The organism is Sphingobacterium endophyticum (genome assembly GCF_009733535.1).
Lineage (GTDB): Bacteria > Bacteroidota > Bacteroidia > Sphingobacteriales > Sphingobacteriaceae > Sphingobacterium > Sphingobacterium endophyticum.
In genome coordinates, this window is record NZ_SMMI01000022.1 from 23,893 (window position 1) to 40,269 (window position 16,377).

The window sequence follows — 16,377 nt, forward strand, 5'->3', positions numbered from 1 at the left end:
TTTGTAATCTTACGAAGATACCCTTTTTTAAATCATCAAAATATCACAATTTTTCAACAACTAACAATTTGCCGCATTTTGTGTATTTTTGCAAAATATCATGGGAAAAAAAGTTGCTTTCTATACGTTGGGTTGTAAGCTGAATTTTTCAGAAACTTCCTCTATAGGTCGTATCTTTAAGGATGCGGGTTATGAATCTACGCCTTTTAACAGTGCTGCAGATGTTTATGTGATCAATACATGTTCGGTAACCGACCATGCAGACCGTAAGTGCCGAAAGGTGGTAAAGGAAGCTCTTAAGCATTCTCCAAATGCTTATATTACCATTGTAGGGTGTTATGCGCAGCTAAAACCTAAGGAGATTTCTGAAATTCCAGGAGTCGATATGGTCTTAGGTGCTGCTGAAAAGTTCAATATTATTGAACACATCAATGATCTTACAAAAAATGAAAAGGCCGTTGTCCATAATGCGCCAATTGACGAAACCAATCAATTTGTTTCCGCATTCTCCATTGGAGATAGAACACGTACCTTTCTAAAAGTTCAGGATGGATGTGACTATTCCTGTACTTTCTGTACGATTCCTTTGGCAAGAGGGGCAAGTCGCTCAGGTAAAATAGAAGATATAGTACGTCAAGCTGAAGAAATTGCAGCTTCTGGTGTGAAGGAAATTGTATTGACAGGGGTTAATATTGGTGACTATGGTATCCGAGATGGGAAGCGTCAGGATCGTTTTGTCGATTTGGTTAAAGCATTGGATGAGGTTCAAGGGATTGATAGAATACGTATTTCAAGTATAGAACCAAACCTATTAACCAATGAGGTTATTGAGTTTGTTGCTCAATCTAAAAGATTTGTGCCCCATTTTCATATGCCCTTGCAGTCTGGGAACAATAAGGTACTAGCACAGATGCGTCGCCGCTACAAACGTGAACTTTACTGGGAACGTGTGGCTAAAATTAAATCCCTTATGCCAAACTGTTGTATTGGAGTGGATGTCATTGTTGGTTTTCCAGGAGAAACGCGTGAAGATTTTATCGATACCTATAATTTCTTAAATGAAATGGATATTTCTTATTTACATGTCTTCACTTATTCTGAACGTGAGAATACCATTGCTGCCCAAATGGAAGGTGCAGTACCTGGTGCTCAACGTAGTGATCGCAGTAAAATGCTACATATTCTATCTGAAAAGAAACGTCGTGCTTTCTATGAATCGCAATTGGGAAGCGTGGATGAAGTATTGTTTGAAGGCGATATTAAAGATGGATTTATGCACGGGTTCTCCAAGAATTATGTCAAAGTCCGTACAGCATATGACCCTTTACTTGTAAATGAGGTAGTTCCTGTTAAGTATATGAATATCTCTGAAAATGGAGATGTAGATATAGAAGAATTGCCAGAAGTTTTGGCACATTAATGAATTAACGAAATAAAAAAATAAGGCTGATCAAGTGATCAGCCTTATTTTTTTATGCATTTCTTCTTCTGAAACTATCAAATTCTTTATGTAGTCGCATCAACTTAAAGGTTGAGCTTATCAATTCATTGGTTTCAAGGAGAATTGAGAAATATAATCTGCTATTTTTAGGACTGTTTTCTGAAGTCCGGATACGATCAATCTGTTTGTCCAAAAGGTTGTTGATATATTCTTGAATATCTTCACGCTCTTTGATGATTTCGTCAATTTTCGAGAAGTCTAGACGCTTATAGGTCATGTTTATTTTAGAGAACCATTCAGATATACGCTCCACCACATATTTCAAATCTTTCGATTGACTGAATCGCAAAGGTTTATGATTGTTGTCTACATGAGAAAGGGCATTGGAATTAATAACTGCAACATTCTCAACCATATCCTGTAAATATCCCAGCGATATTATGTAATAGCGACTACCTTTGACCGAAGTATCATCGAGGTTTCGGATATAGTCATACATCGAATTATTCGTTGAATTAAGTTCGTTCTGAAGCTTTTTGACTAACTTTTTATTGTTCATTAAAGCGTCTAGATCCTCTTTAATTAAAGAATCAATTGCTTCTTTAAAGAAAAGATTGGTTTTAGAAAATGTCTCACTAATCTGTTGAGCACTGGTTTCTATAACTTGTTGAAGACCTATAATATCGCTTTTTTCAAGGTTAAGTTCTTGTAGGGCTTTAGCTTTGATCTTGCGGTCATGGCTTTTTGCGTTTCTATATAGCAAAAGAGCCAATACAATTAAGGAAATAACAAAGGTTACAATCCCGCCTATTTTTAAGAAGAAGGCAAATATAACGGCTCCAGCGAACGCACAACCGGCAGTAACAAACCAACCTCCAATAACATGAAACACGCCAGATACACGATAAACTGCACTCTCACGTCCCCAAGCCCGATCGGCAAAAGCAGTACCCATGGCCACCATAAAGGTCACATAAGTGGTGGAAAGCGGAAGTTTCATGGATGTTCCCAATGCAATCAGACTACTGGCAACCATCAAGTTTACCGATGCACGGATCATGTCGAACATTGGTTCATCCTGTGATTTCTTTTTCTTTCTGTGCGCATTCAGCATAGGATTTTCAAATTTCTTATCCAAACTTGCCTGCAGTGTCCGGGGCATCAAATATGTTAATCCCGTTCCAAGTTTGATAAATCCCCTTACTATGCTTCTCGATAGCATATTGGATTTGAATTTTTCAGCACCATCACCTTGGTTTGTCAAGCTCATTTCCGTTTCAATAACCGTCTTTGCCTTTTTAGAGGTCCAAAGGGTAATGACCATCACGATACCTGCACAAAGAAGAATCCAAGTTGGAGCGACAATATCACTTGATGCTAGAGCATCCATGGTATAGGTGTCAGGGTTTGCTCCCGGTATGGATTGGAAAATCTCTACGGATTGAGCTGCTGCAACAGGAACGCCGATAAAGTTTACCAAGTCATTCCCTGCAAATGAAAGTGCTAAAGCAAAAGTTCCGATTCCAATGATGACTTTTAAGATATTATATCCTAATAGATTGATGATATAACTTAATAAAGAGAATAGGACAAAAGAACCTGCAAGTAATAATAATTCATGCGCTTGAACCCAATCTTTAACATCATCGCCAATAAATGAAACACCCTTAAGTCCTTTTATCAGAATAAAATAGGAAATGGATGCCATTGCAATACCTCCAAAAATAACCCCAATGGTTTTTAGCTTTTTCTCAAATTGAAATGTAAAAAGAACCCGGGATATATACTGAACCGCCATACCGACGGTAAAGGAAATGACAACGGATAGGAGAATGCTATAAACGATTTCCGAGGCTTTTTCTGTGTTGATATATGATGATAATGTGGACCAGTCTCCATCTTTAATAGCAATATTATATACAGCTAAACAGAGTGCTGCCCCTAGAAGTTCAAATACGATAGAAACCGTCGTAGATGTCGGTAATCCAAAATAATTAAAAATATCAAGCAAAATGATATCTGTAATCATGACGGCCAAAAATATGGTTATGACATCGTCAAAAGAGAACATGCTTGGCACATAGATACCACTTCTGGCAATTTCCATCATGCCGCTTGAAAAGATCGAGCCAAAGAGGATACCCAAGCTCGCAATAATCATGATGCTCTTAAATGGGATTGCTTTTGAACCTATAGCTGAATTGAGAAAGTTAACTGCATCATTACTTACGCCGACCATCAAGTCTATTATGGCTAAAACAGCCAAGGTAATGAGTACGAGAAATAGGTAATTCTCCATATTGAATTTGTGTTAATCTTGATTTTTATGGGTGATCAGACTAAACCTGAAAAATATTCGTAAAACTGCAAGTATAGGGTAAAAACCTTAAAAACTAGCTATTTGTTTTCAATTTGTTCTTCCAAAAAATGGTCAATAATATAAAAAGTACACCTAGCCATTTTAACCAACTTACCGATTCATGAAGAACCAGATAGGACATGCAAACAGCAACGGGTAGTTCAACAGCACTGAGGACAGCCCCTAAAGAGTAGCCGGTTTTTGGCATACCATAAGCAAATAACAAGGGTGGAAGTACTGTACCGAATAATGAAAGCAATAATCCATAAGGTAAAATGCCTATAAAAGTCTCTGTTGAAAATAGCGATAATGGCCTAAGGGTAATCAAAATTAAAACGAGCGCTCCAGTAATCATAATGGCACTTTTCTGAACTGGCGGATAGTCATTCCCAACCCGCCCATTGACAATCATAAAGATTGAATAAGCGGTAGCAGCTAATAATCCATAGCCAATTCCTACCAATGAAAAAGAGTTTAACGGCTCCTCAATCAGACCTGTAGCCAGTAAGGTTCCAGCAAGAATACAGATTATGACAATTATTTGGCTCATTTGGGGTCTTACATTGAAGAAAATTAATTCTATGATCTGACCTATCCAAATGTATTGCATGAGCAGGACAATTGCCAGAGAGGCAGGAACGAGTTCAACACATTTATAGTAGAGAATGCTGACCATCCCCGTGCTGATTCCGCTTAGAAATATCTTCCATTTAGGACTTTTCGGTCTAGATAGGGTAGAAGATTGTTTGTTTCTGATAATCAACCAGGTGAGCCATAAAAATATAACTCCTAATAAGGCTTGGATGCCTGTAACTTCACCTAGCGTATAACCTTGTTCATAGGCTTTTTTTACAAATGTTGAAAGGATTCCGAAGCTGGCAGCGCCTATAAATACGGCTATTGCCCCCTTAGTTTTGTTCATGGGGCAAAAGTAATTCAAAAAATATCCATTCGTCCAAGAATAATTGTTGATGACAATTAAAAGACATTTAATTTTTCAAACCTTAAGGGAGTTGTACAGTCAAACTTTTTATCAGCATTTAACCTTATTGTATGGGCATAATAAAAAAGTAAATCACATTTGTGGAAAAAAACGACTTGTATATTGGTTGCTTAGCTTGATATTTTTGAAATTGGAGGTTTAGATGAAAATTAAATACAGTTTATTATTATTTCTAGTTGCAGCGGTTGTGTTGAGTTCTTGTGGGGCCAAACGAAAAACGTCGTCTAAATATACCTATGACAGCGTCAATCCGAAAAAAGGAGCTCCGATCTCTGATGCAAGTGATGCACGAAATAAGGAATATTCCAATAATAAATTGGATAATTATGCAGAGTTATTGGGTGTAAAAACCAAAGAGTTGGATAATAAAAACCTCTATTTCATGATTGATGAGTGGATGGGTACTCCGCATCGATTAGGTGGAATGGATAAAAGAGGTGTAGATTGTTCGGGTTTTGTGACCTTGCTATACGATAAGATTTATGGAAAGGAACTTCCAAGGACCTCTCGAGATATGGCCGATCATGTGAAAAAGAAATATGAGAATCAATTAAAAGAAGGGGATTTAGTGTTTTTTTCCTTTGGTGGGAGGAATATTGATCATGTAGGGATCTACCTTCATAATGGAAAGTTCGTACATGTGTCCACTAGGAAAGGGGTTATAATTTCTAATCTCAGTGATAGTTGGTATTATAAATATTTTAAAAGAAGCGGAACGCCTAAAAGTTAATTCCTACGATTCAATCCTGAATTTTGACAGTATTATGTCGTATATCGGCTGATATTCTCAAATTAGCCAAATAAAATGTCTACAAATCCCTATTTTTGTGCACATTTTATAATATATCATGTCAGAAAAAACAAAAAAGATTTTCTTAGGACTTTGTGTTGTGGTGCCCTTTTTAATATACTGTGTGTATTATTATTCGGGAATGGTTAAAAATGCTCCGTACCGTTATTCGGATTTTGAATCTATAGAGCTTACTTATGGATATCCGGATTCGATGTTGAATTATTATAATTCTAAAACACATGAATACAATTACCTTACTAAGGAGAACAAATTAATTAAAGATACGCTAAAGCTTAGGGACAATGATTTATTATACCTACATAGAAAAGCGCAGGAGTTAGGATTTTGGAATTTGCCAGATGACATGACTGTAGATTTAAGTAAAAGAGCGGCGGGAGAGCGCAAGCCAAGGTATAAACTGACATACGCATACAAGGAAAAAACGAAAACAGTTACTTTCGATCCGGACTTTCAAGGACCGACTAAAATGGTGGAAGCAGCAAGAACAACCATTGATGAAGTGGTTCGAATGTTGGCAACTGCTAAGGCTCGATAAGGAGAATTTATTATTTAATTTTCTCTTAACAGTAACTTTAACCGATAGCCATACCTTTGAGTCAAGTAATTTGTTTCAATAAATTGTTTGGTGATTTAAAGGTTATTAGGTAAACAATTAAAGAAAAAGGGTCGATGTGATATCGGTCCTTTTTTATTTCCTTTCATTCTAAATACAAACCTCCGTTTGTTTTATTTCCTCTTATTTTTTTATTAATCAATTGAATACGTGTTCGATACGTAATTTATTTGTTGATTCTTAATAAATATTTGATTTAATTTATAAAGCAAATATTAATATTAATTATTAATTTGTGTTCAAATAATAAATTATGGAAACAAGAACATTATCTAAATTTATTGCTGAACTAATTGGAACTTTTGGTTTGGTATTGTTTGGTTGTGGGGCTGCGGCAATTGCCGGTGCTGACACACTTGCCCATACATCAGGCTTGGGGCTATTGGGGATTTCATTGGCTTTTGGTTTGTCCGTTGTGGTATTTGCTTATGCGATAGGCGGAATTTCCGGTTGTCATATTAACCCAGCTGTAACCTTGGGGGTATTGGTGTCAGGAAAGATCTCACTTAAAGATGCTTTAGTATATATCGCGGCACAAATCATCGGTGCAATATTAGGTGCTTTCGTACTAAAGACCATTCTTGCAGGCCAACTAGCTGGCTTTAATGCCGGTGAATGGGCTTACGGATCCAATGGTTGGGGAGCAGGTTATCAAAATGAATACAATATGATGGCTGCCTTCATTACAGAAACTGTGTTAACTGCAGTTTTTCTTTTCGTTATTCTGGCTACAACATCCAAAGTAGGAAATGGTACGATGGCAGGATTAGCAATTGGATTTACGCTTGTTTTAATACACTTGGTTGCTATCCCGATTACAGGTACTTCAGTTAACCCAGCAAGAAGCTTAGGTCCTGCAATATTTGCTGGAGGTAATGCTATTTCTCAAGTATGGCTTTTCATTGTAGCTCCTTTGGTTGGTGCGGTTATCGGTGCTGTTATTTGGAAATTGACCTATTCGGAGCCAAAGACTGCAGAATAAAAGAATACTCAACTATAATATCCCACCCGAGCTGCCGAAAGGCAGCTTTTTTTATGCGAAATGCACTCATAAAATCACCGTAAACAATCCTGGCACTTGTGCTAAACTTGGAAAATGATTATCTTCGTGCATGGATAATTTTATTGTTTCTGCGCGTAAGTATAGACCGGTTACCTTTGACTCGGTTGTCGGCCAGCAACACATCACCGGAACACTCAAAAACGCCATTCATAACAATCAGTTAGCTCAAGCATTTTTGTTCTGTGGACCCCGTGGAGTTGGAAAGACGACTTGTGCTAGAATACTTGCAAAAACAATAAACTGTGAGCATATCACAGAATCTAACGAAGCTTGCGGTCAATGCGACAGCTGTAAATCATTTCAAAACGGGAATTCATTCAGTATTCATGAATTGGATGCGGCATCCAACAATTCAGTGGATGACATCCGTTCATTGATCGATCAAGTAAGAATCCCACCTCAAACTGGTAAATACAAGATTTATATCATCGATGAGGTTCATATGTTATCACAGCAAGCTTTCAACGCTTTCTTGAAGACATTGGAAGAACCGCCTTCCTATGCTATTTTTATCCTTGCAACAACTGAAAAACATAAAATACTCCCTACCATACTTTCAAGATGTCAGATTTTTGACTTCAATAGAATTAAGGTCGAGGATATGGCTAACCACCTTGCTTCCATCGCACAGAAAGAGGGAGTGACTTTTGAAGCCGATGGACTGCATGTTATTGCTCAGAAAGCCGATGGCGGTCTCCGAGATGCTTTATCTATGTTTGACCAGATCGTTAGTTTCTCAAACAAGAATCTTACTTATCAAGCCGTAATTAATAATCTTAATATTTTAGATTATGATTATTATTTCCAGCTTATGGATGCTCTTGCAAAACAGGACGCTGCAACTGCTTTATTAATCTTTGATAAGGTATTAAACAATGGCTTTGATGGCGGTCATTTCATAGCTGGTCTGTCATCACATATCCGGAATTTGTTGGTAAGCAAAGAACCTAGTACCCTGAAGCTATTAGAGGTAAGTGAGAACGTAAAGAAAAGATACCTTGAACAATCGCAAGCTTTATCGAGCGGTTTGCTGCTATCTGCTCTAAATATTGCCAATCAATGTGAGGTAAACTACAGAAGCAGCAAGAATCAACGTTTGCAGGTTGAGCTTTCACTTTTGAAGATGTGCCATATAGCCAGTGCCATAGCTCTAGGAGCAGAAGGGTTGCCAGCTTTAGCTGAATTAAAAAAAAAACTCCCTGAGTCAGCAGTAGGTTCTAAAGCTCCTGCACAAAATCCCATTCCTGCCAGCAAAGCTAGTTCATCAGCTATTTCGACATCAGAACCAGTAAGGTCTCCGATAGCAGCAGTGACTGATTCCAAACCGGCAGTAACCTATCCTTCAAGCCCTAGCCCTTCGCAATCTTCAGCTTCTGATGCAAAACCTGCAGCAAAAGGTTGGGGAAGCATTAAAACTTCGGTTGCTATTCCAAACTTAAATACCATATTTGAAGATAAAAAAGCCTCTTCCGAAGAAGAAAATGAACTTGTAGAGGGTAATGAATTCAATGAGGTAACACAAAATTCCTTCTTAAGTAAATGGAATGAATTTGCTGAATTATTGAGGAAAGAAAGCAAAATTACACTCTATACGATTATGACTTCAAATGCGCCTACTTTGGAGGGTACCACGATCAAGATCGAGGTAGAGAATGGGGTGCAGATGGAAGAGCTTAAATTGGGCAAAATAGACATGTTGAATTATCTCCGTGTTCAACTTCGCAACTTTGCTTTGGATATAGATGGCGTAATGGTTGAAAAATCTAAAGATAGAAAACCATACACTTCACAAGAGAAATATCAGGCCATGGTCGCCAAGAATCCATTGCTCGACGAGTTAAGAAAAACATTTGATTTGGGTTTAAGCTAATCATTTTTCTTTTCTACCTTTGTACGAATTATTTGAGGGTGAAATTCCCTTTTATCTATAATAAAAACACATGCAAAATTTTCAACGTAGGGACAGACCCGAGAAACGCGAAACCAATCAGATGGTCTTTGGTATCCGTGCTGTCATGGAAGCTATCGATAGCGGCAAAGAAATTGAATCCTTATTTGTTCAACGTGGCTTGTCAGGACCTTTGTTTGCTGAATTCAAAGCTTTGGTGAAAGAGCATAATATCGCATTTCAACAAGTTCCTATTGAAAAACTAAACCGCATAACTCGCAAGAACCACCAAGGTATCATTGCTATTATTTCTCCAATCACTTATCAGGATATCGAAGATCTATTGCCTGTCATTTACGAGAAAGGTGAAACTCCATTATTGCTTATGCTGGATGGTGTTACAGACGTTCGTAACATGGGAGCAATCGCTCGTACTGCTGAATGTGCCGGTGTGCATGCGATTATCGTTCCGAAAAAAGGGTCGGCAGAAATAAATCCAGATGCTATCAAAACTTCAGCTGGTGCATTATATAAAATCCCGGTTTGTCGACAAGACTCTCTGAACAAAGTGGCTAAATACCTAATTGATTCGGGCGTTCAACTGGTTGTAAGTACCGAGAAAACAAAAGAATCCATTTATGATGTGGATTATACTTCACCGAGCTGTATCATCATGGGGGCTGAGGATGTAGGGGTGTCAGATGAGTTGATCCGTATCTCGGACAAATTGGCGAAGATTCCTATGTTCGGAGAAATTGAATCCTTAAATGTTTCGGTGTCTGCTGCGGTTGTTATCTATGAAGCAATCAGACAACGTAATATTTCTTAATATTTGTGAAAAAGTTCCGAAGATCAGTACATAGGCAATTCAGGTTGTACCGATATGTAATGTATCGGGAAACCTTAGTCGACTATAAGGAACATTTTTGGTCATTTCTAGGAGCTTTTATTGGAATAGGCCTAATCGCCTATCTCCAATCCTTACAATTACCTCCTCTAGAGAATGTTTTTTTAATAGGTTCCTTTGGCGCATCTGCCGTCTTGGTCTATGGTGCAATCCAGAGTCCTTTGGCGCAACCCAGAAATTTGATTGGTGGTCATGTCGTATCTGCGCTGGTAGGAGTGACCGTAGCTAAGATATTACCCGATATCATTTGGTTAACTGCACCATTGGCTGTAGCAACTTCCATTGTTGCAATGCAGGTGACACGAAGCTTACATCCTCCAGGAGGTGCAACAGCGCTGATTGCTGTAAGCGGGGGCACTAAAATAGCTGAATTAGGATATCTATATGTGCTTACTCCTGTATTTTCAGGTGCCTTAATCCTTTTGGGCGTCGCGTTAGTTTTTAATAATATCACCAAGAAAAGACATTATCCAGTTAAATATTCTCGTCTAAGACGGTCACGTCGAAAACAGCTTAAACGAAGATTTGATGTAAAATAGACCAATAGGCGAATATTGGTCTTTTATTTTATTAGGCCATGCATGTTTGTGCGTTTTTTATTTTGAAATTCAGAATAAACGAATAACTTTACGGTAATCTACCGAACATCTAAATGAAATACCAATCCATTATCCATGGCTTAACCTATTTTGCCTTATCGCTTGGCTCTTTTCAATTTGCCCATGCACAATCATCCCTTCAGATTGAGGATGCTATTCTAAAAGAACAGCAGAACTTTTACTTTGTTGATTTTAAAAGCTACCCCAAAAAATTAAACGAATTGCCAATCGGGGTGTTTGACTCCGGAACTGGCGGATTGACGGTGTTGGATGCTTTAGTGAATTTTGATGAGCACGATAACCGAACTAAATCCCCTAAAAAAGATGGCCAATTGGATTTCCGAAAGGAAAATTTTATTTATCTGGCAGATCAGGCAAATATGCCTTATGGAAATTATCATGCCGTACAAAAGGATAATTTGCTGAAAGAGCATATCATCAAGGATTTCCAATTCCTCTTGTCAGACAAATATTATCCTTCTCATGCAGATGCAAAACATAGGGCAGACAAGGAAAAGGTTAAAGCAATTGTAATTGCTTGCAATACTGCGACAGCTTATGGCTACCAAGATGCAGAAGCTTTTATGAAAAGAACCGGTTTGGATATTCCGGTCATTGGTGTGATTAATGCAGCAGCGAGGGGAACTTTAGCCCTTTTTGATAAAGAAGAGTCCGGAAGCATTGCAGTCTTTGCAACAGTTGGAACGATTGCGTCAGGAGGTTATGAAAGAACAATTCGTGATCAGATTAAACAGTTGGGATATACTGGAGATTTGCAGATATTCAATCAAGGGGGACATGGGGTTGCAGAAGCCGTAGATGAAGAACCTGATTTCATCAATGTCAAAGCATCGACTCCAAGAGCTGATTATAGAGGCCCTTCCTTAGAAAATAAAGAATATATAATCGACCGTACCTTATTGGATATCTATAATTTTAATTTTGATAGAAATCAAATGTTATGTGACAGTAAGGATGTTGAAGATTGCAGTTTGATGCAAATTAACTCCTCTGAGAATTATATTAGATATCATCTGGTGAGCCTGTTGGAGCAAATGCGCAAAGCGAACAAGCCGCAGCCTCTCAAGTCTTTAATTTTAGGATGTACTCATTATCCTTATTTAGTAAAGGAAATCAATCAAGTACTCGCTGAATTGAAGAATTATAAGGGGAATGATGGTGAATATAAATATCGCGCATTAATTGCCGAAAAAGTAGATATCATTGATCCCTCAGTATTTGTTGCTCGGGAATTATTTGAAGCCCTGGAAAAGAAGGAATTATTTAATTCAAAAGGAGATATGCTAAAAGGTTCAGAATTTTATATTTCTGTTCCGAACCAAGATAATAAGGCAGTAGTATTAGAAGGTGAAGAAGCTAGATTTACGTATGCTTACAAATATGGCAGAAAGGAGAATGAGATTCAGGAGTATGTAAAGGTTGTTCCTTTTGATCGCGGTAATGTTTCTGATTTAACTTTACAACGGTTTAAGAATGTGATACCAAACACCTATGAATTGATTAGAAACTTTTCGCAGAATAATGCCAAGCTGAGCGGGCACTCGCCAGCACTAAAGATTAATTAAAAAAAATAAGCTCCGAATTTAGGAGCTTATTTTTTTAGTATCTATTTTTAGATTCTCTATCTCTACGTTTTCCTGAGAAGTCACGGAAACCAGATCCAGAACCAGATCCAGAACGTTCTCTATCTCTGCCGCCTCTTGAGCTACCACCGCGAGATCCGCCTCTGTCACCTCTGTCTCTACGGTCACCACCACCACCGCCAGAACGACGTCTTCCGCCTCTGTCTGATGAAGGTTTGTCGCCAGAAACTTCGATTCTAACATTTCTTCCATTGAAATCAACACCGTTAAAGCCTTGGAATACACTGTCAACATCAGCATCTAATACTTCGAAGAAAGTGAATACCCCTTTAAGGTCAATTTTACCAACAGATTTACCTGAAATCTTACCCTTGTTACAGATGTAAGAAAGCATGTCTCCACGGCTGAACTCGTCAACAGATCCAAGGTTGATAAACAAACGTGTATATCCTTTAGATCCTGTACGGCGATCGCCTCTTTCACCTCTTTCGCCACGTTCACCTCTCGCTTCACGTGCTTCCATGTTAAGGTCTGGAGCATCTTGGTAATAATTCAAGAATCTGTTGAATTCTAAGGAAGCAAATTTCTTGATTACCTCTTCTTTGCTTAAGTCTTGAAGACTTTCTAAGATTTGTGGTAAGAAAGCATTGATTTGTTCCTCATGTACTTCAACATTATGAACTTTATCAACGATAGCGAATAATTGTTTTTCACAAACCTCAGTACCTTGAGGAACTTGTTTGCGAATAAATTCTTTACCGATGATTTTTTCGATGTGACGGATTTTACTCATTTCTTTCGCATTGATCAATGAGATCGAAATACCAGTTTTTCCTGCACGTGCAGTACGTCCTGAGCGGTGAGTATAGTTTTCCGTTTCATCAGGTAAAGAGTAGTTAATAACGTGTGTTACGTCATTAACGTCGATACCACGAGCTGCAACGTCAGTAGCAATTAAAAGCTGCAAGTTACGCTCACGGTAACGTTTCATTACCTTATCACGTTGCTGTTGCGATAAATCCCCATGAAGAGAATCAGCATTGTAGCCATCTTTAATTAAGGCTTCAGCAATTTCCTGAGTTTCAATTTTTGTACGGCAGAATACAATACCAAAGATTTCAGGATAGTAATCGACGATACGTTTAAATGCAGCGTATTTGTCTTTTGCTCTGATCATGAAATATTGGTGCTCAATATTCTCATTACCCGTATTTTTAGTTCCTACTGTTAACTCTTGTGGGTTAGTCATGTAGTTTTGTGCAATACGGCGCACTTCTCTTGGCATTGTTGCTGAGAACAACCAAGTTTTTTTGTCGTCCGGTGTTTCCGAAAGGATATTGTTAATATCTTCTTGGAATCCCATGTTCAACATTTCGTCAGCTTCGTCAAGAACTACATAACGAACGTTAGAGAAATCAATAGCTTTACGGCCAATGATATCCAACATCCTTCCTGGAGTTGCAACAACGATTTGAACGCCACGACGAATCTGGCGCAATTGATCGCTAATGTTTGCACCGCCATAAACGGCAACAACATGAACGTTATCAATGTACTTGGCAAATTTTTCTAGGTCTCTTGCGATTTGCAAACATAGCTCACGCGTTGGACATAGAACCAATGCTTGAGGTTGTTTTGATGAAAAGTCTAGTTGTTCTAATAGTGGAAGACCAAATGCCGCTGTCTTCCCTGTACCTGTTTGGGCTAATCCGACAAAATCGTCGTTACCAGTCAGTAATACAGGAATGGCTTTTTCCTGGATGGGAGAAGGTTTCTCGAAACCTAACTCAGTGATGGCATTAACAATCTCATGACGGATTCCCAGTTCTAAAAATGGGTTCATGAAATAAAATATACAATAGGCACAATTGCCTAAGGCGGTGCAAAGGTAGATATTAGTTTTGATAAAACCTAATTTTCAAGTGGTTATAATTTGAAAATGTTGAAAATAATTTCGTTTTATAACTAATCACCTTTTGTAATCAATAAAACCTATTCATTGCCATTACTTTATAAATTGCAAATCCTCCGTAATAATTAATTTCTAAAGAGATATTATCCTCCTTTTTAACCTTATTTATTGAAATTTTTAATGAAATGATCGCCAACTTAATTTTCAAATTTTGAATTGATTGGTTTTAGCCAAAAATTATTTTGAAATTTTATATTTAGAAAGAACATTTACAAATAAACAAGGTTATTAAAGGTCATTTCGAAGAGTTTTGTCCTATTATGTAATGAATTTATAATGATTCGTTGTATTTTTTAATTTTTTTGTAGGTTTGGTTCTTGAATTATTCATCTAAATTTATGTGGTATAAAAAATCAATCACCAAATTAATTTCTGAAGCTGAACAGAGTGGTGAGGGTACGTTGAAGCGTACGCTTTCCAGTACTGGGTTAATTGCTTTGGGAATTGGAGCCATCATTGGTGCCGGACTGTTCTCACTGACCGGTATTGCAGCTGCAGACCATGCCGGTCCTGCAGTTATGATTTCTTTTATTATTGCAGCTGTTGGCTGTGCTTTTGCAGGCCTATGCTATGCGGAATTCGCATCCATGATTCCTGTTGCCGGTAGTGCCTATACTTATTCCTACGCAACCATGGGGGAATTTATGGCTTGGATTATCGGATGGGACTTAGTCCTGGAGTATGCATTGGCTGCCGCTACTGTTGCAGTAAGCTGGTCGCAATATGTAAATGAACTCTTCCTACTCGTCGGAATACATCTCCCCCAAGAAGTCCTCTCAGGGCCATTTGAAGGCGGTGTAATCAATCTGCCAGCTATCATTATTGTCTGCCTACTTTCCTTATTATTGATGCGTGGAACACAAGAGTCATCTTTTGTTAACAATATCCTTGTGGTATTAAAAGTTGCAGTTGTTATTTTGTTCATCGTTTTAGGGTGGCAATTCATTGATCCTGCTAACCATACACCATTAATTCCTGTGAATGAAGGGGAGGAAATGGTAAAACAAGGCAAGATGGGATTCTGGGAATTCTGGAGTAGTGATTATCGGGGACACTACGGCTGGACAGGAATTTTGCAGGCTGCCGGTGTTGTATTCTTTGCATTTATCGGATTTGATGCGGTAAGTACAGCTGCGCAGGAAGCAAAGGATCCTAAAAAAGGTATGCCAATCGGTATCATCGGATCATTGATCGTTTGTACCATTCTATACGTTCTATTTGCTTATGTAATGACTGGTCTAGCGCCTTATACTGTTTTCAGCGGCGATGCAAAACCTGTTGCTACAGCTTTTGAGAAAACTGGATATCATTTCTTAAATACAGCCATGATCGTAACGATTATCGCTGGTTATACCTCAGTTATCTTAGTGATGCTTTTGGGCCAAAGTCGTGTATTCTATTCAATGAGTAAAGACGGTCTATTGCCGAAATTATTCTCAGATCTTTCGAAACGTCAAACACCATGGAAAACTAACTTAATCTTCATGATTTTCGTGAGTTTATTCGCAGGGTTTGTACCTGTTTCTGATCTTGGGCATATGGTAAGTATAGGTACCTTGTTTGCATTTACCCTAGTTTGTATTGGTGTATTGGTATTGCGTAAAACCAATCCGAATATCGAACGTCCATTTAAAACTCCTTTAGTGCCTTTAGTTCCTATCTTGGGTATATTGGTTTGTGTGTTGATGATGGCTGGACTTCCTATTGAAAGTTGGGAGCGTTTAGGAATCTGGATGGCTATCGGTGTAGCTTTCTATTTCCTATACGGATATAAGAACTCGAAGATTAGAAAAGAAAAAGAAGCTGAAGCCGCTGCTGGCCGAACTTCTGAATAGAATATTAATCCTTATCAAAAGGGTGGGTTCAAATGAATCCACCTTTTTTTATAACATCCAATTAGGATTTTCTTACAAGCAAAGCATTTTAATTAGTTCTGTATAGATCATAAAATTTGTATGCTTCAGTCTGTACAGCAGACTTAGTCAATTACCTGGGTCAAAATAACGCATAGATCATAGACCTTAAATCTTATTTAGGGATAGTTTTTGATTGAGTAGTTCAAGGTATTTTAAACAGTAAATTCATGTACAAAAAAGGGCCCAGTGAAACTGGAC

General features: G+C 38.0%; 12 protein-coding genes. 9 read left to right on the top strand and 3 right to left on the bottom strand.

Features of this window, described 5'->3' with window-relative positions:
• Window positions 1–100: 100 nt before the first annotated feature.
• A complete protein-coding gene (gene mtaB / locus E0Y80_RS18790) occupies window positions 101–1,420 on the top strand; it encodes a tRNA (N(6)-L-threonylcarbamoyladenosine(37)-C(2))-methylthiotransferase MtaB (RefSeq protein ID WP_156309199.1) in 1,320 nt (439 codons plus the stop codon).
• Window positions 1,421–1,472: 52 nt separating this feature from the next.
• Here the strand turns inward: mtaB and E0Y80_RS18795 are convergent, their stop codons facing one another.
• Window positions 1,473–3,740: an inorganic phosphate transporter gene (locus tag E0Y80_RS18795; RefSeq protein ID WP_156309200.1), complete on the bottom strand. Its 2,268-nt coding sequence runs from the start codon at window positions 3,738–3,740 to the stop codon at window positions 1,473–1,475.
• Window positions 3,741–3,834: 94 nt separating this feature from the next.
• Window positions 3,835–4,722: an EamA family transporter gene (locus tag E0Y80_RS18800; RefSeq protein WP_156309201.1), complete on the bottom strand. Its 888-nt coding sequence runs from the start codon at window positions 4,720–4,722 to the stop codon at window positions 3,835–3,837.
• 223 nt (window positions 4,723–4,945) lie between these two features.
• Here E0Y80_RS18800 and E0Y80_RS18805 point away from each other — a divergent pair, with 223 nt between their 5' ends.
• From E0Y80_RS18805 to E0Y80_RS18835, 7 genes are all read left to right on the top strand, one after another.
• Window positions 4,946–5,533: a C40 family peptidase gene (locus E0Y80_RS18805; RefSeq protein WP_156309202.1), complete on the top strand. Its 588-nt coding sequence runs from the start codon at window positions 4,946–4,948 to the stop codon at window positions 5,531–5,533.
• Between the two features lie 118 nt (window positions 5,534–5,651).
• Entirely contained in the window at window positions 5,652–6,152 is a 501-nt protein-coding gene (locus tag E0Y80_RS18810; RefSeq protein ID WP_231596104.1) for a hypothetical protein, read from the top strand.
• A 331-nt stretch (window positions 6,153–6,483) separates the two neighbouring features.
• On the top strand, window positions 6,484–7,212 hold the full coding sequence (locus E0Y80_RS18815) for an MIP family channel protein (RefSeq protein ID WP_156309203.1): 729 nt from the start codon (window positions 6,484–6,486) through the stop codon (window positions 7,210–7,212).
• 130 nt (window positions 7,213–7,342) lie between these two features.
• Window positions 7,343–9,163: a DNA polymerase III subunit gamma/tau gene (locus tag E0Y80_RS18820; protein ID WP_156309204.1), complete on the top strand. Its 1,821-nt coding sequence runs from the start codon at window positions 7,343–7,345 to the stop codon at window positions 9,161–9,163.
• A 70-nt stretch (window positions 9,164–9,233) separates the two neighbouring features.
• On the top strand, window positions 9,234–10,010 hold the full coding sequence (gene rlmB, locus E0Y80_RS18825; RefSeq protein WP_156309205.1) for a 23S rRNA (guanosine(2251)-2'-O)-methyltransferase RlmB: 777 nt from the start codon (window positions 9,234–9,236) through the stop codon (window positions 10,008–10,010).
• 5 nt (window positions 10,011–10,015) lie between these two features.
• Window positions 10,016–10,627, top strand: a complete 612-nt coding sequence (locus E0Y80_RS18830) for an HPP family protein (RefSeq protein ID WP_231596105.1) — start codon at window positions 10,016–10,018, stop codon at window positions 10,625–10,627.
• Window positions 10,628–10,740: 113 nt separating this feature from the next.
• The gene (locus tag E0Y80_RS18835) at window positions 10,741–12,273 is read left to right on the top strand and encodes a glutamate racemase (protein WP_156309206.1); all 1,533 of its coding nucleotides are present in this window, start codon (window positions 10,741–10,743) and stop codon (window positions 12,271–12,273) included.
• Window positions 12,274–12,307: 34 nt separating this feature from the next.
• Here E0Y80_RS18835 and E0Y80_RS18840 read toward each other — a convergent pair whose 3' ends face one another.
• Window positions 12,308–14,134 carry a DEAD/DEAH box helicase gene (locus E0Y80_RS18840; RefSeq protein ID WP_156309207.1) on the bottom strand — a complete coding sequence of 609 codons (1,827 nt, stop codon included), beginning with the start codon at window positions 14,132–14,134 and terminating at the stop codon, window positions 12,308–12,310.
• Window positions 14,135–14,601: 467 nt separating this feature from the next.
• Between E0Y80_RS18840 and E0Y80_RS18845 the strand changes: the two genes are divergently transcribed.
• Window positions 14,602–16,098, top strand: coding sequence for an amino acid permease (locus E0Y80_RS18845; protein WP_156309208.1), 1,497 nt, complete (start codon window positions 14,602–14,604; stop codon window positions 16,096–16,098).
• Window positions 16,099–16,377 lie beyond the last annotated feature (279 nt).